Source organism: Paraburkholderia sp. BL27I4N3 (genome assembly GCF_003386115.1).
GTDB lineage: Bacteria > Pseudomonadota > Gammaproteobacteria > Burkholderiales > Burkholderiaceae > Paraburkholderia.
The window spans coordinates 921385-940744 of record NZ_QREJ01000001.1; the positions used below are offsets into that span (position 1 = coordinate 921385).

General features: G+C 63.3%; 19 protein-coding genes. 14 read left to right on the plus strand and 5 right to left on the minus strand.

Annotation, left to right across the window (positions count from 1 at the left end; translation table 11 throughout):
• Positions 1–17: 17 nt before the first annotated feature.
• The 3 genes from B0G71_RS04220 to B0G71_RS04230 form a co-directional block, all read right to left on the minus strand.
• Entirely contained in the window at positions 18–1148 is a 1131-nt protein-coding gene (locus B0G71_RS04220; RefSeq protein ID WP_116139931.1) for an acyl-CoA dehydrogenase family protein, read from the minus strand.
• 12 nt (positions 1149–1160) lie between these two features.
• Entirely contained in the window at positions 1161–2369 is a 1209-nt protein-coding gene (locus B0G71_RS04225) for an acyl-CoA dehydrogenase family protein (RefSeq protein WP_116139933.1), read from the minus strand.
• 85 nt (positions 2370–2454) lie between these two features.
• The gene (locus B0G71_RS04230; protein WP_116139935.1) at positions 2455–4575 is read right to left on the minus strand and encodes a 3-hydroxyacyl-CoA dehydrogenase NAD-binding domain-containing protein; all 2121 of its coding nucleotides are present in this window, start codon (positions 4573–4575) and stop codon (positions 2455–2457) included.
• Between the two features lie 141 nt (positions 4576–4716).
• On the opposite strand from B0G71_RS04230, the gene B0G71_RS04235 reads away from it, so the two are divergent.
• Complete coding sequence (locus B0G71_RS04235) at positions 4717–5625, plus strand: LysR family transcriptional regulator (RefSeq protein WP_116139937.1); 909 nt, start codon at positions 4717–4719, stop codon at positions 5623–5625.
• Between the two features lie 61 nt (positions 5626–5686).
• Entirely contained in the window at positions 5687–5878 is a 192-nt protein-coding gene (locus B0G71_RS04240; RefSeq protein ID WP_106279230.1) for a hypothetical protein, read from the plus strand.
• A 12-nt stretch (positions 5879–5890) separates the two neighbouring features.
• On the opposite strand, the gene B0G71_RS04245 is transcribed toward B0G71_RS04240, so the two are convergent.
• Positions 5891–6793 (minus strand): LysR family transcriptional regulator, encoded by a 903-nt coding sequence (locus tag B0G71_RS04245; protein ID WP_116139938.1) that lies wholly within the window; start codon positions 6791–6793, stop codon positions 5891–5893.
• Positions 6794–6887: 94 nt separating this feature from the next.
• Between B0G71_RS04245 and B0G71_RS04250 the strand changes: the two genes are divergently transcribed.
• The 7 genes from B0G71_RS04250 to B0G71_RS04280 all read left to right on the plus strand — a co-directional run bounded on the left by B0G71_RS04250 (position 6888) and on the right by B0G71_RS04280 (position 14496).
• Entirely contained in the window at positions 6888–7766 is an 879-nt protein-coding gene (locus tag B0G71_RS04250; RefSeq protein ID WP_116148315.1) for an alpha/beta fold hydrolase, read from the plus strand.
• Positions 7767–7783: 17 nt separating this feature from the next.
• The gene (gene leuC, locus B0G71_RS04255) at positions 7784–9199 is read left to right on the plus strand and encodes a 3-isopropylmalate dehydratase large subunit (protein ID WP_116139940.1); all 1416 of its coding nucleotides are present in this window, start codon (positions 7784–7786) and stop codon (positions 9197–9199) included.
• Positions 9196–9807: a 3-isopropylmalate dehydratase small subunit gene (leuD, locus tag B0G71_RS04260; RefSeq protein ID WP_116139942.1), complete on the plus strand. Its 612-nt coding sequence runs from the start codon at positions 9196–9198 to the stop codon at positions 9805–9807. The genes leuC and leuD overlap by 4 nt, the downstream gene beginning before the upstream one ends.
• Positions 9808–9907: 100 nt before the next feature.
• Complete coding sequence (locus tag B0G71_RS04265; protein WP_116139944.1) at positions 9908–11293, plus strand: dicarboxylate/amino acid:cation symporter; 1386 nt, start codon at positions 9908–9910, stop codon at positions 11291–11293.
• Between the two features lie 94 nt (positions 11294–11387).
• Complete coding sequence (locus B0G71_RS04270) at positions 11388–12308, plus strand: SDR family oxidoreductase (protein ID WP_116139946.1); 921 nt, start codon at positions 11388–11390, stop codon at positions 12306–12308.
• Positions 12305–13975: an acyl-CoA synthetase gene (locus B0G71_RS04275; RefSeq protein WP_116139948.1), complete on the plus strand. Its 1671-nt coding sequence runs from the start codon at positions 12305–12307 to the stop codon at positions 13973–13975. The genes B0G71_RS04270 and B0G71_RS04275 overlap by 4 nt, the downstream gene beginning before the upstream one ends.
• Entirely contained in the window at positions 13972–14496 is a 525-nt protein-coding gene (locus tag B0G71_RS04280; protein WP_116139950.1) for an Lrp/AsnC family transcriptional regulator, read from the plus strand. The genes B0G71_RS04275 and B0G71_RS04280 overlap by 4 nt, the downstream gene beginning before the upstream one ends.
• Positions 14497–14517: 21 nt before the next feature.
• Here the strand turns inward: B0G71_RS04280 and B0G71_RS04285 are convergent, their stop codons facing one another.
• Positions 14518–14928 carry a DUF2000 domain-containing protein gene (locus tag B0G71_RS04285; RefSeq protein ID WP_106279245.1) on the minus strand — a complete coding sequence of 137 codons (411 nt, stop codon included), beginning with the start codon at positions 14926–14928 and terminating at the stop codon, positions 14518–14520.
• Between the two features lie 360 nt (positions 14929–15288).
• On the opposite strand from B0G71_RS04285, the gene B0G71_RS04290 reads away from it, so the two are divergent.
• The 5 genes from B0G71_RS04290 to B0G71_RS04315 all read left to right on the plus strand — a co-directional run bounded on the left by B0G71_RS04290 (position 15289) and on the right by B0G71_RS04315 (position 19301).
• On the plus strand, positions 15289–15687 hold the full coding sequence (locus B0G71_RS04290; RefSeq protein ID WP_116139952.1) for a VOC family protein: 399 nt from the start codon (positions 15289–15291) through the stop codon (positions 15685–15687).
• A 112-nt stretch (positions 15688–15799) separates the two neighbouring features.
• The gene (locus B0G71_RS04295) at positions 15800–16483 is read left to right on the plus strand and encodes a tat (twin-arginine translocation) pathway signal sequence (protein WP_116139954.1); all 684 of its coding nucleotides are present in this window, start codon (positions 15800–15802) and stop codon (positions 16481–16483) included.
• A 219-nt stretch (positions 16484–16702) separates the two neighbouring features.
• Complete coding sequence (locus B0G71_RS04305) at positions 16703–18289, plus strand: GMC family oxidoreductase (protein ID WP_116139956.1); 1587 nt, start codon at positions 16703–16705, stop codon at positions 18287–18289.
• Positions 18290–18436: 147 nt separating this feature from the next.
• Positions 18437–18787, plus strand: a complete 351-nt coding sequence (locus B0G71_RS04310) for a ribbon-helix-helix domain-containing protein (protein ID WP_012433706.1) — start codon at positions 18437–18439, stop codon at positions 18785–18787.
• Positions 18788–18920: 133 nt separating this feature from the next.
• On the plus strand, positions 18921–19301 hold the full coding sequence (locus tag B0G71_RS04315; RefSeq protein ID WP_116139958.1) for a DUF5594 family protein: 381 nt from the start codon (positions 18921–18923) through the stop codon (positions 19299–19301).
• Positions 19302–19360 lie beyond the last annotated feature (59 nt).

Sequence of the window (19360 nt, forward strand, 5' to 3'; positions counted from 1 at the left end):
GCCGCTCGGTTGGCGTCTCATTCGCGGCCTAGCGCCACGAATCGTTCGAGATGATGGTCCTCGTCGCCGAGTTGATGATCGATCATCACGAGGCGCTTCGCGTAGTGGGCGAGCGGCAGTTCCCACGTCATGCCGATACCGCCATGCAACTGAATGCATTCTTCCGCGACTAGCGCGCCGATTCGCCCAATGCTGTACTTGGCCGCCGACACCGCGCGCTCCCGCACCTTGCGCTCCGCCCCGAGCGCCGCGGCGGCGTTGATTACAGCCGAGCGGCTCTGCTCGATCTCCAGCAGCAGATCGGCCATGCGATGCTGCAACGCCTGAAAGCTGCCGATCGGCACGCCGAACTGTTTGCGCGTGCGCAGATACTCGAGCGTGTAGTCTTTGGCGACATCCATCGCGCCGACGGCTTCGGAACACAGCGCGAGCACGCCGCAGCTAATCGCGTATTCGAGTGTCGCGAAGCCCGCGTCCGTCGTGCCGAGCAATGCGCCGTCGTTCAGCGTGACGGTGTCGAAGGTCACTTCAGCAGCGCGGCCGCCGTCGATCTTGCGATAGCCGCGCACGCCGACACCGGGCGTATCGCGCGGCACGAGAAAGAGCGTCACGCCTGCTTCGCTATCGTCATCACCGCTGGTGCGTGCCGAGACCAGAAAAAGCGAAGCGTGCTCGCCGTGCTGAACCACGGCCTTGGCTCCGTTCAGTCGCCACGTGGAGCCGCTTCGCTCCGCGCGCGTCGTCACGCGGGATAGTTCATAGTGGCTGTCCGGTTCGCCGTGCGCGAGCGCGACGATCCGCGAGCCGTCGATCAATTCACCGAGCACGGCTTTTTGCGCTTCGTTGCCGCTGCGCGCAATCGCGCGGCCGACGATCAGCGTATCGAGAAACGGTTCGACCACGAGACCACGGCCCAAGCTCTCGAACACTACGGCGATATCGAAACCACCGCCGCCAAAACCGCCGTCCGCTTCATCGAACAGTGCGCCGATAATGCCGAGCTCGGCAAAGCGGCTCCACAAGTCGCTGCTATAGCCCTGGTCAGACTGAGCGATCCGGTCGCGCGTCGCGAAACCGTACTGCTCGCTGACAAAACGGTTCAGCGTATCCGCCAGCATGCGGCGGTCTTCGGTGTGCTGGAAATTCATGACGTGCGCCCCTTACAGTCCCAGGATCATTTTGGAAATGATGTTCTTCTGGATTTCGTTCGAGCCGCCGAAGATCGACAGCTTGCGATTGTTGAAATACAGCGACGCGGCGCTCGCGGCTTCGTCCGGGCCGACGGGCGTACCGTCGAAGCCGTCATGCAAGGCTTCCTCCATGAACGGCTGCGCGTAAGCGCCCATCGCGCGCCGCGTAAGCGACGAGATTTCCTGACGGATCTCCGTGCCGCGAATCTTCAGCATCGAACTTTCGGCACCGGGCACGCCGCCGCCCGCCACCGCTGCGATCACGCGCAGGTTGGTGGTCTTCATGTTCTCCAGATCGATCTCGACGCGCGCCATGCGCGCCGCGAACGCGGCGTCTTCCGCGAGCGGCCTGCCATTGCGCCGCTGTTTCGCTGCAATCTTGCGCAGGCGATTGAACGCGGCCACCGAGAAGCCGACGCCCGCGATATTGGTGCGCTCATACGTGAGCAGATACTTGGCGTAGGTCCAACCCCTGTTCTCTTCGCCGACGAGGTTCTCGACCGGCACGCGCACGTCGGTGAAAAACACTTCGTTGACTTCGTGTTCGCCGTCGAGCGTGATGATCGGGCGCACTTCGACGCCCGGCGTCTTCATGTCGATCAGCAGAAAGCTGATGCCTTCCTGTTTGCGCACATCGGTTGCGCTGCGCACGAGGCAGAAGATCATGTTCGCGTAGTGGCCGAGCGTGGTCCATGTCTTCTGTCCATTGACGATGTAGTGCTCGCCCTGCGCGTCGATGCCGCGCACGGCGGTGGTTTTGACCGAGGCGAGATCGGAGCCCGCGCCCGGTTCCGAATAGCCTTGGCACCACCAGTCCGAGCCGTCGAGAATACGCGGCAGCCAATGACGCTTTTGCGCTTCGCTGCCGTATTTGATCAGCACCGGGCCGAGCATGTTGACGCCGAACGGCACCACGCGCGGCGCGCCGGCCAGCGCGCATTCGTTTTCGAAGATGAATTTTTTCACCGCGTTCCAACCCGGGCCGCCGTACTCTTTAGACCAGTGATTGGCGAGCCAGCCTTGCGCGTTGAGAATGGCGTGCCACTCGGCCATGTCGTCGCGCGTAAGACGGCGGCCGCCGTGGACCTTATCGGCGAGACGTTGCGGGAGCTTGTCGCGCAGAAAGGCCTGCACGTCGGCGCGGAAGGCTTCTTCCTCGGGAGTGAAGTTCAGATCCATGGCGGGTGTTCCGGATTGGGTTGAGCGACCGGCGCGCACGCGCGCGTCCGGTCAGCCTGATGCAAGTCGATGATGATGCGCCGTTTCAGACGCTCTGGTTCAGGCTCGCGAAATCTGCGCCGCGTTCCACCAGTTCGACCAGCAGCGGCGAGGGCTTCCAGAAGAGCGGGTCTTGCTTGGCGAACTCGCGGATGTCGGCGAGGATCTTCGGCAGGCCGACCATGTCCGCGTATTTCATCGGACCGCCGCGATAGCGCGGGAAGCCGTAGCCGTACAGGAACGTCACGTCGACGTCCAACGGCCGCAACGCGATACGCTCATGCACGACATTGGCGCCTTCGTTGATCATCGCGGCCATGTAGCGGCGGATGATCTCTTCGTCGGTGAAACTGCGCGGCGTGATGCCGGCGCGCACGCGTTCGGCATCGATGATCGCTTCGACTTCCGGGTCCGGCGTGCCGCTGCGCGATCCTTCGGGGTACAGATAGAAGCCGCGTCCGGTCTTCTGGCCGAACCAGCCGCGCTCGCACAGGCGGTCGGCGATCTGCACATAACGCGCTGCGGGATTGCGCGTGGCCGCGCGCCGTTTGCGTGCCGCCCAGCCGATGTCGCCGCCCGCCAGATCCACCACCTGGAACGGTCCCATCGGAAAGCCGAACGCGCGCACAGCTGCGTCGATCTGATAGGGCGAGGCGCCGTCTTCCATCACGGCGTCCGCGGCGCTGCGATACACGGCGAGCACGCGGTTGCCGATAAAGCCGTCGCACACGCCCGCGCGCACCGGCGTCTTGCGCAGCTTTTTCGCCAGCTCGAACGCGGTGGCGACCACGTCGGCGCTGACCTGCTTCGGCACCACCACTTCCAACAGCTTCATGATGTTGGCAGGCGAGAAGAAGTGCAGGCCGATCACGTCGGCGGGACGCGAAATGCTCGACGCGATCGCGTCGATGTCGAGATACGAGGTATTGGTCGCGAGCACCGCGCCCGCTTTGCAGACGCGATCGAGTTCGGCGAATACGGCCTGTTTGACGGCGAGGTCTTCGAATACGGCTTCGATCACGAGGTCGGCGCCGGCGAGCGCATCGTACGACGTGCTGCCGCTCCAGCGCGCCATGAGCGCTGCTTTCTTTTCCACGCTCAGGCGGCCTTTGGCGATCAGGCCGTCGTAGACTTTTTCGATGTGCGCGCGACCGCGTGCGAGCGACGCGTCGTCGCGTTCGATCATCGTCACCGGCAAGCCCGCGTCGAGCACCGCGACGGCGATGCCCGCGCCCATCGTGCCGCCGCCCACCACGCCGATCGCGTTCAGCGCGCGTGGTTTGGCGTCGCGCGTTTCCGGCGCCTTGAGCACTTCGCGCTCGGCAAAGAACGCGTGGATCAGACCGGCGCGCTGCGGGCTGTCGATACATTCGAGGAACAGCTTGCGTTCGAGCCGCAGACCGTCATCGAAAGGCTGTTCGATGGCGGCCTCGACGGCGTCGGCGATTTTCAGCGGCGAGAACAGGCCACGCGATTTCTTCGTGGTTTCCGCACGCGCCGTGGCCACGGCGGCGAGACTCGCGGCGCGGTCGCTGAGTGCCGACGCGTCGCGCGTGCGGCGCACCGGCGCTTGGGCGGCCAGCAACTGGTGCACGTAGGCGAGCCCTTCGGCGAGGATGTCGTCGCTGCTGCCGAGACGGTCGATCAGACCGAACGCGAGCGCTTCCTTCGCGCTGGCGTGGCGGCCGCTCAGGATCAGATCGAGCGCGGCCTGCGCGCCGATCAAACGCGGCGTGCGCTGCGTGCCGCCCGCGCCCGGCAACAGGCCGAGTTGCACTTCAGGCAAGCCGAGCTTCGCGCCGTCGACGGCAATCCGGTAGTGCGCCGCGAGCGCCACTTCCAGACCGCCGCCGAGCGCCGCGCCATGAATCGCAGCGATGACCGGCTTCGTGCACGCCTCGATGCGGTTGCACACGTCCGGCAGCGAGGGTGGCACCGGCGGCTTGCCGAACTCGCGAATGTCCGCGCCGGCGATGAAATTGCGCCCCGCGCCGACGATCAGCACGGCCTCCACGGCCTTGTCGGCATCCGCGGCTTCGATGGCGGCGAGCAGGCCGCGCCGCACGTCGGCGGATAACGCATTGACCGGCGCATGGTCGATCGTCACGAGCAGCACCTTGCCGCGCAATTCGCGCGTGACAACATCGGCCGAAGGGTTGGGGGTCATGGCGTCTCCTGAGTGTGGTGGGTCGCATGGCAAAGCATGCCGGATCTGGCGAACTGTCCCGATTGTGAGTCGGTCAAGGTTTATTGACAATTACATGGGCGGTTGACAGACTGTCAAAGTTTCTTTGACAAAGGCGCCGCCATGGACGTCAATTCGCTGACCCTGCTGGTGGACATCCTGGACGCGGGCAATCTCAGCGAAGCCGCGCGCCGGCTGAAAATGAGCCGCGCGAACGTGAGCTACCACTTGAATCAGCTGGAGCGTTCCATCGGGCTGCAACTGGTGAGGCGCACCACGCGCCGCGTGGAGCCGACCGAGATCGGTCTGCAACTCTACGAACATGGCCGCACGATCCAGAACGCGCTGCTCGCCGCGCGCGAATCCGTCACCACGCTCGGGCAAAGTCTGCAAGGGCGCGTGCGGCTGAGCGTGCCGAGCGGTTACGGGCAACTCGTCATGTCGGACTGGCTGATCGCGTTCAAGCGGCTTTATCCGGGCATCGTGCTGGATGTGATGTTCGAGAACCGCGTTGAAGACCTGATGCGCGATGAAGTCGATATCGCCGTGCGCGTGATGTCCGAGCCGCCGCAAAACCTCGTCGCGCGCGACATGGGGCCGGTGCGGTATGTGGCGTGCGCGTCGCCGGACTTTGCGGACAGGCACGGCATGCCGCAGCGGCTGGACGATCTGCGCACGGCGCCGCTGATTACCGCGGCAGTGGTCGGCCGGCAGTTGCGGGTAGCCGCTTATTTGCGCGACGAACGGCATGAAGTGCTGCTGGAGCCGAGCATCATCTCCGAGAACTTTCTGTTCTTGCGCCAGGCGGTGCTCGCCGGACTCGGCGTGGGCCTCGTGCCGGACTATGTAGTGCAGGACGATCTGCGCCGCGGCGACGTGCTCACCGCGCTCGATGAATGGCGCTTAAGCATCTTCGGCACGCACATGTACATGCTGTATATGCCGAACCGGCATCACACGCGCGCGGCGTCGACGTTCATCGATTTCATTTTGCAGCAGGCGCATGGCACGGGCAGAGGCTTGCCCGCGTAAACGACGAGGTTCATCTTGCATCTCGCGCAGGTATGCTACGCAAAAAGAGCGGAGATAAGAGATGAAATGGATCATCGGACTTCTAGCCGTGCTGGCACTTGCCGTAGTCGTTCTGTTGATCTCGCGCCTACCGGGCGAAGACGCGATTCGTCTCGCCGGTTACGTGGCGACTGCCGCCTTTGCCGCGCTCATCAGCTTAGTGCTGCGCTGGCGCGCTAGCCGGGCCCAACAGCGCAATAAGCGGGCAGGGTGAGCACGCGTTTCGCTATGCGGCCTGTACGCTCTCGCGCAACTCGTCGCCGAGAAAATCAATAAACGTCCTCAGCTTGGCCGACAAACGGTGCCGCTCCAGATAGATGGCGTGAATGTCCGCGTTCGGCAGCGCCCAGTCGGAGAGAAGCGGCACCAGTTCGCCGCGCCGTAGATGGCCCGCGATTTCCCACGCCGAACGCACAGCGACGCCGCGGCCGTCGAGCGCCCACTTCAGCACGGCGCTGCCGTCGTTGCTGCTCAACGGACCGTCCACCTTCACCGTCTCCGATTTCTTGCCTCGCGAGAAATGCCAGGTGCCGTACGCCGATTCGTTTTCGCGTAAGACGAGGCACGCATGACGCGTGAGATCGTGCGGCATTTGCGGTGCCCCGTGCCGCTTCACATAAGCCGGCGACGCGCATACGACACGCTGGTTCTTCAGCAGCAAGCGCGCGTTGATGCGCGCATCCGGCACTTCGCCGAAACGAATCCCGAGATCGAAGCCTTCCTCCTGCAAGCTGACCGGCCGGTCCGTCAGATGCAACTGAATCTTCATCGACGGGAACCGCTCGCTGAAACGCGAAACAGCCGGGGCGATGTGCGCGCGGCCGAAACCGAACGACGCATTCACGCGCAACAGACCGGTCGGCTCGGCGCGGCTCTGCGTGACCAGTTGTTCGAGTTCGGCGAGGTCGTCGAGGATGCGCGAGCCATTCGCCAGATAAATCTCGCCCTCCGCCGTCAGGCTCACGCGCCGTGTGGTGCGGTTTACGAGGCGCACGCCGAGACGCTGTTCGAGTTGCGCGAGCCGTTTGCTGATGGACGGCGGCGTGACGCCGAGTTCGCGCGCGGCCGCGGCGAGATTGCGATGGCGCGCCACCAGCGCGAACAGATTCAGGTCGGAAAAGCTGTCCATCGATTCGTTCCTAAAAGTTAATTCCGGATTGCGCTGAGAGAAACCATATCGCTTCAGGCATCAATTAGACTTCATTCAAACATGGGAGGCAATGATGTTTGCAGGTTTCACAGACGCGTCGGCCGAGGTCGACGGCATTCGCATCAACGCGATTCGCGGCGGCAACGGACCGGCTTTGCTGCTGCTGCATGGGCATCCACAAACTCACGCGATCTGGCACAAGGTCGCACCGACGTTGGCGCAGCACTTCACGCTGATCGCCGCGGATTTGCGCGGCTACGGCGACAGCGGCAAACCGCAGGGCACCCACGACCACGCGAACTATTCGAAGCGCCGCATGGCCGCCGATCAGGTCGCGCTAATGCGTGCGCAAGGTTTCGACCGATTCGCCGTGATCGGCCACGATCGCGGCGGACGGGTGGCCGCCCGCATGGCGCTCGATCATCCGCAAACCGTGACCCGGCTCGTGACGCTAGACGTCGCGCCGACCCTTGCGATGTACGAACAGACCTCGTTCGATTTCGCGCGCGCTTACTGGCACTGGTTCTTTCTCGTACGTCCCGCGCCGTTTCCCGAGACGCTGATTCGCGCGGATCCGGACCTCTATCTGAAGCAGACCATCGGCGCGCGCAGCGCCGGCCTCGCGCCATTCACCGACGCGGCCTACGCCGAATATCTGCGCTGCCTGAGCGACCCCGGCACCGCGCACGGCATCTGCGAGGACTACCGCGCGAGCATCACGATCGACCTTGAACACGACCGCGCGTCGTTTGCTGAAGGGCGGAAGATCGAATGCGATTTCCTGGCGCTGTGGGGCGCGCAAGGCGTGATCGAACAATGCTTCCAGCCCCTCGCCGAATGGCGGAAGTGGTCGGCCAATGTGAGCGGCGAAGCGCTGCCGTGCGGCCACTACATTCCCGAGGAAGCGCCCGGGTTATTGCTCGAACGCGTCCTTCCGTTTCTGCAGTTCTAGTCGCGCGGGCCTTCATCATGTCAACACGAACCATTTACCAGAAGCTGGTCGATTCGCATGTCGTGACGCGTGTCGATGAACAGAACGTGCTGCTGTACGTCGATCTGCATCTGATGAACGAATACACCAGCCCGCAAGCGTTCAGCGCGCTGGCCGCGAAAACGCGGCGCGTGCGCCGGCCGAAGCAGCAACTCGCGGTGGTCAGTCACATCATTCCGACGCACGCGGAATCGCCGCGTGTGATTCGCGATGCCGCGTCGTTGCTGCTCGCGAACAACCTGGCGCGCAATTGCGCGGAGGCCGGCATCGCGTTGCATGCGGCGAACGATCCGCTGCAAGGCATCGAACATATCGTCGCGCCCGAGCGTGGGCTGGTTCGGCCGGGCATGGTCGTGTTGTGCGGCGATAGTCATACAACGACGTACGGCGCGCTTGGCGCGTTGGGTTTCGGCATCGGTACGTCCGAGGTCGAGCATGTGCTCGCCACGCAGACGCTGGTGTATCGCGTCGCGCAGACCATGCGCATCACGATCGAGGGCGCGATGCCGTATGGCACCTCGTCGAAGGATCTGATTCTGTGGATTATCAGTCGCATCGGCGCGCAGGGCGCGCGCGGCTATGCGGTGGAATTCGCTGGATCGACCATCGCGTCGCTGTCGGCGGAAGCACGCATGACCTTGTGCAACATGACCGTAGAAGCGGGTGCGCGTGCCGCACTGATCGCACCCGATGCCACCACGTTCGACTACATCCGCGCACACGCAACGTCGCTCGATGAGACCGCGTGGCACGCCGCGATGAGCGACTGGCGCGAACTGAAATCGGACCCGGGCGCGCGCTTCGATAGCGAGCATGTATTCGATGCGCGTGATATCGCGCCGTTTGTCACGTGGGGCACGAGTCCCGACCAGGCCATCGCCGTCGACGAACGGATTCCCGCTGCGGCCACGCAAAAGACACCGGAAGCTGCCGCCGCGTTACGCCGGGCGCTCGACTATATCGGCCTCGACGCGGATCAGCCGATTGCGGGCACACCGATCGATCGCGTGTTCATCGGCTCCTGCACCAATGGACGCATTGAAGACCTGCGCATCGTCGCGTCGATCGTCGCGGGGCGCCACGTCGCGCAGGGCGTGCGCGCGATGGTCGTGCCCGGCTCGGGCAGCGTGCGACGCCAGGCGGAAGCCGAAGGCGTCGCGGCGACATTGCGCGAGGCCGGTTTCGAATGGCGTGAGCCGGGTTGCTCGATGTGTCTCGCGATGAACGACGATTTTCTGACGCTCGACGAGCGGTGTGCCTCGACCACCAACCGCAACTTCGAAGGACGCCAGGGCCGTGGCGGCCGTACTCACCTGATGAGCCCCGCGATGGCGGCGGCGGCCGCATTGACCGGGCGCATCACCGACGTCCGCACGCTGGAGACGCAGTCATGAGACTTACCGAAATCCACGGCGCCGCCGCGCCTTTGCCAATCGAAAACCTCGATACCGATCAGATCATGCCGAAGGAGTTTCTGCGCATTATCGACAAGGCGGGGCTCAAGGAAGGCTTGTTGTATGACTTGCGTTTCGACGCGCAAGGCGAGCCGCGTGGCGACTGCGTGCTGAATCAGGCTGAGTATGATGACGCGCGCATTCTGATCGGCGGCTCGAATTTCGGCTGCGGGTCGAGCCGCGAGCACGCGGTGTGGGGACTTCAGCAAGCCGGTTTCGAGGCGGTCATCGCGCCGAGCTTCGCGGAGATCTTCTATTCGAACGCGATGAACAACCGTCTGCTGCTCGTGCAACTTGAACGCGACGAAATCGACCTCCTGTTGCATGACGCGGCAACGCAACCCGCAGCGCCGCTGCATATCGACATCGAACGGCAAACCGTGACGTCAGGCACGGGACGCGTGTTTGCGTTTCCACTAGGCGCTCGCCATAAACAGATGGTGGTCGACGGCATGGACACCATCGATCTGACGCTCGCTTCATTGCACGACATCGAAGCATTCGAGCGCGACCATTTCGCGCGGCACAGCTGGGTCGCCGTGTTGTAACACCCTGGCGACATCCACGTCGCCATCCAACCAAACTGCGCGTGACTAATTTCCCACCAGAAGGGAAGGGACGTGCCTTGCCCGCAAAAACGGAGGAGACATGAAACGCAAACCGATCTACAAAGTGCTGTATGTGCAGGTGATTGTCGCGATCATCATCGGCGTGGCGCTGGGGCATTTTCTGCCCACGGACGCCGTGGCGATGAAACCGCTCGGCGATGCCTTCATCAAACTCGTGCGCATGATCATCAGCCCCGTGATTTTCTGCACGGTCGTGACCGGTATTGCCAGCATGCACGACATGCGCAAAGTCGGGCGCGTCGGCGGCAAGGCCTTGCTGTATTTCGAGGTGGTGTCGACGCTCGCACTGGCGATCGGCCTGCTCGCCGCGCATGTGCTGAAACCGGGCGTGGGCTTTAATGTCGATCCCGCCACGCTCGATGCCGGCGCGATCGCGAGTTATGCCGCGCAAGCCGCACACGGCGAAGGGCTCGCGGGCTTCTTCATACACGTCATTCCCGATACGTTCGCTGGCGCTTTCACTCAGGGCGACATTCTGCCGGTGCTGCTGATCGCAATGTTGTTCGGCACCGCGCTCGCGGTGCTGGGCGAACCCGCCAAACCGCTGATCGGTCTGATCGACCTGCTGTCTAAAACTTTTTTCCGCATCGTGCGGATGATCACCAGCCTCGCGCCGATCGGAGCGTTCGGTGCGATCGCGTTCACGATCGGCAAATACGGCATCGTCTCCTTGCTGCCGATGATGAAACTGATCGGCACGTTCTATCTGACCGCGTTTCTGTTCGTCTCGTGCGGCCTTGGTCTGATTGCGCGAGCATGCGGATTCAGCTTGTGGCGCTTCGTCGTCTATATCAAGGATGAGTTGCTGATCGTGCTCGGCACCTCCACATCGGAAGCCGCGCTGCCGCAACTGATGGAGAAGCTGGAGCGGCTCGGCTGCTCGCGCGGCATTGTCGGTCTCGTGGTTCCGACCGGCTACTCGTTCAATCTCGACGGCACCAATATCTACATGACGCTCGCGGTGCTGTTTCTCGCGCAGGCGACCAACACGCATTTGACGATCGCTCAGGAAATCACGCTGCTGGCGGTGACGATGCTGACGTCCAAGGGTTCGACGGGCGTCACGGGGGCGGGGTTCATCACGCTGGCCGCGAGTCTTTCCGTGGTGCCGACCGTGCCGGTGACGGCGATGGTGCTGATTCTCGGCATCGACAGGTTCATGTCCGAGTGCCGGGCGCTGACCAATACGATGGGCAACGGCGTGGCGTCGATTGTGATTGCGGCGTGGGAGAAGGAACTGGATCGGGACAAGCTGAGGGCGGCGTTGGCGCGGCCACGTTCGCGGCCGGTTGACGGTCTGACCGGCGCGCTCGATGAACGCACGACGGTGGGTGCCGCGCGGGAAGTCGGGTGGGCTGGAGTTGAGCCTCGCTCAAAAATTAATGAAATATCAAGCACGAAATGAGGGAAATAAAATTGAGGGTGACAACAACGCGCGAACAAAACTTGAGCTAAACTCAGAAAACACCGAAAGCGCAGTTCGTGAAGGAGACACCCGAATGCCCGCAGCTTCGTCGAGTACCTCGCCGCCATCCAGCGGCTATCGTTCAGTTTTCCGCGAAAGTCTTTTCGCCGGCAAAGTGGTGATCGTCACCGGCGCGGGCAGCGGACTTGGCCGATGCACGGCTCACGAACTGGCGTCCTTGGGGGCGACCCTGGCGCTGGTCGGCCGAAGCGAAGACAAGCTGAAAGCGGTGCAAGCCGAACTGGCAACGGATCATCCGTCCTCCGGCAACGGCCACAAGATTTATTCCTGTGACATCCGCAACGAGCAGCAGGTCCGTGAAACGATCGCTTCCATCATCACGGATCTGAGCCACGTGGACGGCCTTTTCAACTGCGCAGGCGGGCAATTCCCCGCGAGGCTCGAAAAGATCTCCCTGAACGGTTGGGACGCGGTCGTGCGCAACAATCTGCACGGCACGTTTCTGATGTCCCGTGAGTGCTATACCCAATGGATGCAGCATCACGGCGGCGCGATCGTGAACATGCTGGCGGACATCTGGGGCGGCATGCCCGGCATGGGGCACTCGGGTGCGGCGCGTGCGGGCGTATGGAACTTCACCGAAACGGCCGCTTGCGAATGGGGCCACGCCGGCGTTAGAGTCAACGCGGTCGCGCCCGGCTGGATTGCGTCAGCGGGCATGGACAGCTACAACGAAGAGTACCAGGCGCTGCTGCGCACGCTGAAGCACAAGGTGCCGTTGCAGCGTTTCGGCACGGAATCGGAACTGGCCAGCGCGGCGGTCTTTCTGTTGTCGGAGGCGTCGGCGTTTATCAACGGTACAGTGATCCGTGTCGACGGCGGCGTGCCGAACGCGCGCCATTCATGGCCGCTCGCTGAAGCGCAGCGTACGATCGAATATAACGGCTTCCCGCGCTATCAACCGCCGACGGGCTTGCAGGAGCAGACAGGATGAATCTCGACGGCCAGACCTACGAGTCGCTCACGGCAAGCTTCGCCTGGGACATCCCGGCGCGCTATAACATCGGTGTCGATGTATGCGACAAATGGGCCGACAGTTCGGGCCGTCTCGCGCTGATCTACGAGGACGCCGAGGGCAACGCCACCCGCTATACGTTCGACCAGTTGAAGGCGCTGTCCGATCGCTTTGCCAATGCGCTGCTCGCGGCGGGCGCGCAGCGCGGCGACCGCATCGGCATCTTTCTGTCGCAATCGATCGAAACGGCGCTCGCGCATCTCGCCGCCTACAAGGCGGGCATGGTGGCCGTGCCGCTCTTCGCGCTGTTCGGCGTCGACGCGATCGAGCACCGGCTCGGCGACAGCGGCGCGGTGGCATTGATCACCGATCACGCCGGCGTGCGGAAGGTCGACGAAATCCGCGCGGCATTGCCGGCATTGCGCCATGTCTTCAGCGTGGATATCGATCAGGACAACGGCGATCCGCAAGCGCCCGTGCATTCATTCTGGCAGGCGCTGAACAGCGCGCCCGTGAGCTTCACGCCCGCCGACACGGGCGCCGACGATCCCGCGGTGATCATCTATACGTCGGGCACGACCGGCAAGCCGAAGGGCGCGCTGCATGGGCATCGCGTGTTGCTCGGCCATCTGCCGGGTGTCGAGATGTCGCAGCAGGGCTTTCCCGCGCACGCCACGCTCATGTGGACGCCCGCGGACTGGGCGTGGATCGGCGGCCTGTTCGACGTGCTGCTGCCGTCGTGGCATCACGGCGTCGCGGTGCTGGCGCGCCGCTTTGCGAAATTCGACGGCGAGGCCGCGTTCGATCTGATGGCGCGTCACGCGGTCTCGCATACATTCTTGCCGCCGACCGCTCTGAAGATGATGCGCGGCGTCGAGCATCCCGAACGCTGGGGCCTCGCATTGCGCTCGGTGGCAAGCGGCGGCGAATCGCTCGGCGAGGAATTGATCGGCTGGGGCCGCACGGCGCTGGGCGTGACGATCAACGAGTTCTACGGGCAGACGGAGTGCAACGTGGTGGTGTCCTCGTGCGCGGCGCTGTTCGAGCCGCGCTTCGGCGCGATCGGCCGCGCGGTGCCCGGGCATCATGTCGCGATCGTCGACACGGACGGCAATGAACTGCCGCAAGGCGCAATCGGCGCAATCGGCGATATCGCGGTGGCCGCGCCCGATCCGGTCATGTTCCTCGGCTACTGGGGCAACGAGGCGGCCACGCGCGAAAAATTCCGCGGCAAGTTTCTGCTGACTGGCGACCTCGGCACGCGCGACGCGGACGGTTTCATCCGCTTCGTCGGCCGTGGCGACGACGTGATCACGAGTGCCGGTTATCGAATCGGACCGGCTTCGATCGAAGATTCTTTGCTGCGTCATCCGGCTGTTTCGATGGCGGCCGTGATCGGCGCGCCGGATCCCGAGCGCACCGAGATCGTGATGGCGTTCGTAGTGCTCAAGGCCGGTTTTGTCGGCGACGAGGCGCTCGTGCGCGAGATCCAGCATCACGTCAAAACGCGCCTTGCCGCGCACGAATATCCGCGCGAGATCCGCTTTGTCGACAGCCTGCCATTGACGCCGACCGGCAAGGTGATCCGCAAAGCCTTGCGCGAGGGACTCGCACAAGAAGGTAACGATTCCGCCGCAAAACCATGAGCACGGGTCCGCGCTCACCTTCCACGCGCAGCGGCAGGGCGCTCCGGACGCCGGGCACTCAACCGGGCCCGGCCTCGCTCGACGATACCGACCGCAAGCTGCTCGCACTGCTCGCCGAAGACGCCACGCGCACTTATGCGGAACTCGGCAAGCTGCTGTTCCTGTCGGCGCCCGCGGTCCACGAACGTACCCGCCGTTTGAAGAAGGAAGGCGTGATCAAGGCCACGGTTGCCGCGCTCGACGGCGCGAGGCTAAATCGCCCGCTGCTCGCGTTCGTGCATGTCGATACGACGAGCTGGGCGGTGACGCGGCAACTGCTGGCGCTGCAGGAACTGCCCGATGTCGAGGAGATTCATACCGTGACGGGCGAGAGCGCAATGTTGCTCAAGGTCCGCACGCGCGACACGCAATCGCTCGAACAACTGCTCGCGCGTATCCACGCGATCGAAGGCTTTACCGGCACGCGCAGCTATATCGCGCTGACCACTTATCTGGAACGCGGCCCGAGTCCTGAACTCTGAACGCGCTAGCAGTGCGGCGTGTCACGCATGCAGTGAGAGACCTTTCACGGCTTTATCGACCGCCTTCTTCGGCCCGCGCACGGCAATGCCGACGAGGTCGGGCGCATCGGCGGGTTCGGCGCGGAACACTTCGCGGTTCGCCTGATCGTGACCGGTCGCGAACATCGCGCGCACATACACCGCGCGCGTCAATTCGCGTTCAATGCCCTGGCGAAACGCGCGCAGCAAACCCGCGTTGTCCGCCTGATACACCATCATCGGCTGGCCGAGCAGCGGCGCGTGCCGGCGGCCCGCCGCGTCCTCGTACGGCTCGCCCATCGCCTCCGGTGCGGCGCCGGCGATCCCCGTCGCGAGAAACGCGGTCACATTGAGTTTTTGCCAGACAGCGAGATCGTCCAGCACGATGATCGCGACTTTCGTATCGAATTCCATAACGCACTACGCTCCACGGCATTTAGAAAGACATCCGAACCCGATCTTATGGAAACTCGACGCATCTGTGTATGGCTGTCGGGCAAAAACGAATGGGCTTCACCGGATGTGCGTGGCCGCCACGTCGACGTCGGGTTTCGCCTAATGCCATTCGGCACATGCTTGCCTGAACAGGCCGGCGTGCTGCAATGCAACCTGACGGGGCGCCATGTGCATCAGTGTTCACCCCGTCGACGCGCGAGCGAAATCCCCGCAAGCGACGCTGCTGCAACATAGGGCAAGTCCCTGGCGCTATTTAGCCGTGCATTACCACTCGCGTGTGCGTCCTCCTAAACTTGATTCAAACAGGAGGGGACACCGATGGCCAAACTCATCCACACGATGATCCGTGTGCAGGATCTGCCGCGCTCGCTCGCGTTCTATCAAAAAGCTTTCAATTTAGACGTATCGCACCGGCTCGATTTTCCGGACTTCACGCTCGCTTATTTGCGCAACGCCGAAGCCGACGCCGAAATAGAACTGACCTGGAACAAAGGCCGCGAGGAACCGTATTCGCACGGCGACGGCTACGGCCATGTCGCTTTTGTGGTCGACGATGCGAAACACGAACGGCAGCGTCTACTCGATCTCGGCATGACGCCCAACGATCTGCGCGAGTTTCACAACGGCGACGGTGAGTTGCTGGCGCGTTATTTTTTCATTCAGGACCCTGACGGCTACAAGATCGAAGTGTTGGAACGCCACGGCCACTATCAATAGCCAAAGTAATCCGGCGGCCGCCGCGCGTAGTTGCAATACCCCACAAGCAACCATCTTGGATGGGACTGGAATGAGGCGCTGAAGCGCCAGCTCTGGTCGACAGGAGACAACCATGAAGACAACGGTCATACCGATCGTCGCGTCCGATCACGCACGCCGTGAGCATTCTCACGAACACACGCATAAGCACACGCATGAACACGGCGGCGAGCATCGCGCGGCGAAGGCTGCCGCGGCCGCGTTGCGGCTTCCGCTCACGCGTCGCGAACTTTTGAGAGGCACGGGTGTGCTGATGGGCACGCTGGCGTTCTCGTCGGTACTGTCGACGCTCGCGCCGAGCCGCGCGTGGGCCCTCGAACTGCAAGGTCTCGACACGCACCAGGGCGAAGTGATTCTGGCCATCACGCGGCAGATCTATCCACACCCCACGCTCGACAACGCGGTCTACGCGCTGGTGGTCAAGGACCTCGACGCGAAAGCGAAAGCCGATCCGGCGGTACGCCAGCAACTTGCGGACGGGGTCAAACAACTCGACGCGCAGGCGGGTTCAGACTGGCTGAAACGCGCGCCTGCGGACCAGGCGAAAGACGTCGCCGCGCTCGCGGGCACGCCGTTCTTCAACACGATACGCAGCACCGCGGTGGTTTCGCTGTACGCCAACACCATGGCGTACGCGCACTTCGGCTACGGCGCTTCGGAAGGCGATGGCGGCTACCTGACGAAAGGGTTCAACAGCCTTTCGTGGCTGCCCAATCCGCCGCCTGCAGCCAGTGGCCCGATCCCGACGGACAGCTAATCGCGACGAGAACGTTGCATGGGGCAGGTATAAGCGCTGAAGCGCCAACTCTTGTCGACTGCGGTGCATGGGACAAGAGTAAGCGCTGAAGCGCCAACTCTTGTCGACTGCGGTGCATGGGACAAGAGTAAGCGCTGAAGCGCCAACTCTTGTCGACTGCGGTGCATGGGACAAGAGTAAGCGCTAAAGCGCCAACTCTTGTCGACAGCGGAGAAAGAAATGGATCAGGACAACAACAAGGTGCGTTTTTCGCACAACGACGACAAGGTCGTCGTGATCATCGGCTCCGGTGCGGGCGGCGGCACGCTCGCCAACGAACTCGCGCAGAAGGGCATCAACGTCGTCGTGCTGGAAGCGGGCAAGCTGCATACGCAGGCCGATTTCACGACGGACGAATGGGGCGCGTTCCAGATGCTGTCATGGCTCGACAAACGCACCACGTCGGGCAGTTGGCGCATCGCCAAGGACTTTCCGAATCTGCCCGCGTGGATCTGCAAGACGGTCGGCGGCACGACCACGCACTGGGCCGGCGCGAGTCTGCGCATCCAGCCGTACGAATTCAAGGCGAAGACGACCTACGGCGATATCAAGGACGCCAATCTGCTCGACTGGCCGCTCACGCGTGAAGAGCTCGATCCATATTACGACCGCGCGTCGCAGAAAATGGGCGTGACGCGCACCAACGGTCTGCCGGGCCTGCCGGGCAACAACAACTTCAAGGTGATGTCGGCCGGCGCGATGAAAGTCGGCTACAAGGAATGCAATACCGGCCACATGGCGATCAATAGCGTGGTGCGCGACGACCGCGCGCATTGCTTCCAGCGCGGCTTCTGTTTTCAGGGTTGCCGCACGGGCGCCAAGTGGTCGACGCTCTACACCGAATTGCCGCGCGCTCAGGCGACCGGCCATATGGAGTTGCGCACGCAGGCCCACGTGGTGCGCATTGAAACCGATGCGCGCGGCAAGGCGAAGGAGGTGATCTACTATGACGGCAACGGCAAATTGCAGCGGCAGAAGGCACGCGTCGTCGCGGTGGCCGGCAACTCGATCGAGACGCCGCGGCTGTTGCTGAACTCGCATTCGAGCAAATTCCCGCAGGGACTCGCGAACGGCTCGGGCCAGTTGGGCCGCAACTATATGCGTCACACCACGGGCTCGGTGTATGCGGTGTTCAACGACAAGGTGGAGATGTTCAAGGGCACCACGATGGCCGGCATCATCGAGGACGAAGCGGTGTTCAATCCGCAGCGCGGCTTCGCGGGCGGCTATCACATGGAGACCGTGTCGCTCGGCCTGCCGTTTTACGCGGCCTTTCTGAATCCGGGCGCATGGGGGCCGACCTTCAGCCAGGCGATGGATCAATACGCGTACACGGCGGGTATGTGGATCGTCGGTGAGGATATGCCGCGCGAGAGCAATCGTGTGACCTTGAACACGGACGTGAAGGATCAGTACGGCCAGCCGGTCGCCAACGTGCATTTCGACGATCATCCGAACGACGAAGCGATGCGCGAGCACGCGTTCAGGCAGGGCACGGCGGTGTACGAAGCAGCGGGCGCGAAGACGGTGTATCGCGTGCCGCCGTATCCGTCCACGCACAATCTCGGCACCGCCCGCATGAGCGCGCGTGCCGAAGACGGCGTGTGCAACCGGTTCGGCCAGACGCATGAAGTGTCGAACCTGTTCATTTCGGATGGCAGCCAGTTCACCACCGGCGCGGCGGAAAATCCGACCTTGACGATCGTCACACTGGCGATCCGTCAGGCGGATCACATCGCGGGACAGATGAATAAACGCGCGGTGTAAAGCGGTTCGACGGGGCCGGCGCGGCGTTCGGGTTCGATGCGATTGCCGGGCGGCGAATGCCGGCGTATGTTGACGAAGACGGGCGGCGTGCCGTGGCTGCATGAAAAGCGCCACGGCGCGCGTGCTTGTAATTAAGGAGCAAACGTTATGTGTGGGATATACATCAACGCCGATCCGATCCTGTACGAGTCGCGCACGCGCTCGTTGCGCATTCACGGCGTGATCACCACGGTGCGGCTGGAGAATCTGTTCTGGGACGTGCTGCACGAAATCGCCGCGCGCGAGAGCATGACGACCAGCCAGTTCGCCGTGAAGCTCTACGACGAACTGATCGCTTTGCGCGGCGAGATGCCGACCAACTTCGCATCGTTTTTGCGGGTGTGCTGTTTGCGCTATCTGTCGATGCGCACGGAGAAGGGCGCCGGCGCGCCCGATGCGGTGCCTGAACTCGCATTGGCGGTGAACGAAGCGAAGCCGCGGATTCTGAAGACGGTTTGAGGCGGATGGGCCGACGCAAAGCCGCTGCCGCGGTTGCGCGTGGCCACGAGGCAGACATGCCGCGACGCAACAGGCACGCGCCCGTCCGCGTGCTAGGATAGCCGGCTCATCACGCACAAAGCTGGAGACCTGGATGAGTCCGGAGAGTGCCGCCCGTTTCGATGAAGAGTTCGCGCCTCGCATTGCCGAGGCGATTGCCGCCTGTTTCGCGACAACCGTGCAGACCAAAGTGCTGCCGTACGGCGGCCATGGGCATCCCACTCGCGTGCGGATTCACGCAGCGCCCATCGAAGACATGGGGCACTACACCTACCCGCTGAATCTGTATCTGACCTGGGACAGCGACGAAATCGAGCGACTGATGGGCGCGGAAGGGCCCTCGCGTTTCGCCGGCTATCTGGCCGCGCTGCCGCGCAAGCTCGCGGCCTGGAATCATGCGCGCGAACTGGATTTTCTCTCGCATACGCAGGCCGATCCTCTGGTGTTGATCGGCGGACTCGATTTCGAGTCGTAAGCGCGCATTGCGCGCCGCTTCAAGCTTGCATAACTACGGGCGCCACACGGCGCCAAGCC

What these genes read in the sequence shown, in the direction of transcription:
- B0G71_RS04220 (WP_116139931.1), bottom strand. Translation starts at nt 1,148, where the DNA reads ATGAATTTCCAGCACACCGAAGACCGCCGCATGCTGGCGGATACGCTG.
- B0G71_RS04225 (WP_116139933.1), bottom strand. Translation starts at nt 2,369, where the DNA reads ATGGATCTGAACTTCACTCCCGAGGAAGAAGCCTTCCGCGCCGACGTG.
- B0G71_RS04230 (WP_116139935.1), bottom strand. Translation starts at nt 4,575, where the DNA reads ATGACCCCCAACCCTTCGGCCGATGTTGTCACGCGCGAATTGCGCGGC.
- B0G71_RS04235 (WP_116139937.1), top strand. Translation starts at nt 4,717, where the DNA reads ATGGACGTCAATTCGCTGACCCTGCTGGTGGACATCCTGGACGCGGGC.
- B0G71_RS04240 (WP_106279230.1), top strand. Translation starts at nt 5,687, where the DNA reads ATGAAATGGATCATCGGACTTCTAGCCGTGCTGGCACTTGCCGTAGTC.
- B0G71_RS04245 (WP_116139938.1), bottom strand. Translation starts at nt 6,793, where the DNA reads ATGGACAGCTTTTCCGACCTGAATCTGTTCGCGCTGGTGGCGCGCCAT.
- B0G71_RS04250 (WP_116148315.1), top strand. Translation starts at nt 6,888, where the DNA reads ATGTTTGCAGGTTTCACAGACGCGTCGGCCGAGGTCGACGGCATTCGC.
- leuC (WP_116139940.1), top strand. Translation starts at nt 7,784, where the DNA reads ATGTCAACACGAACCATTTACCAGAAGCTGGTCGATTCGCATGTCGTG.
- leuD (WP_116139942.1), top strand. Translation starts at nt 9,196, where the DNA reads ATGAGACTTACCGAAATCCACGGCGCCGCCGCGCCTTTGCCAATCGAA.
- B0G71_RS04265 (WP_116139944.1), top strand. Translation starts at nt 9,908, where the DNA reads ATGAAACGCAAACCGATCTACAAAGTGCTGTATGTGCAGGTGATTGTC.
- B0G71_RS04270 (WP_116139946.1), top strand. Translation starts at nt 11,388, where the DNA reads ATGCCCGCAGCTTCGTCGAGTACCTCGCCGCCATCCAGCGGCTATCGT.
- B0G71_RS04275 (WP_116139948.1), top strand. Translation starts at nt 12,305, where the DNA reads ATGAATCTCGACGGCCAGACCTACGAGTCGCTCACGGCAAGCTTCGCC.
- B0G71_RS04280 (WP_116139950.1), top strand. Translation starts at nt 13,972, where the DNA reads ATGAGCACGGGTCCGCGCTCACCTTCCACGCGCAGCGGCAGGGCGCTC.
- B0G71_RS04285 (WP_106279245.1), bottom strand. Translation starts at nt 14,928, where the DNA reads ATGGAATTCGATACGAAAGTCGCGATCATCGTGCTGGACGATCTCGCT.
- B0G71_RS04290 (WP_116139952.1), top strand. Translation starts at nt 15,289, where the DNA reads ATGGCCAAACTCATCCACACGATGATCCGTGTGCAGGATCTGCCGCGC.
- B0G71_RS04295 (WP_116139954.1), top strand. Translation starts at nt 15,800, where the DNA reads ATGAAGACAACGGTCATACCGATCGTCGCGTCCGATCACGCACGCCGT.
- B0G71_RS04305 (WP_116139956.1), top strand. Translation starts at nt 16,703, where the DNA reads ATGGATCAGGACAACAACAAGGTGCGTTTTTCGCACAACGACGACAAG.
- B0G71_RS04310 (WP_012433706.1), top strand. Translation starts at nt 18,437, where the DNA reads ATGTGTGGGATATACATCAACGCCGATCCGATCCTGTACGAGTCGCGC.
- B0G71_RS04315 (WP_116139958.1), top strand. Translation starts at nt 18,921, where the DNA reads ATGAGTCCGGAGAGTGCCGCCCGTTTCGATGAAGAGTTCGCGCCTCGC.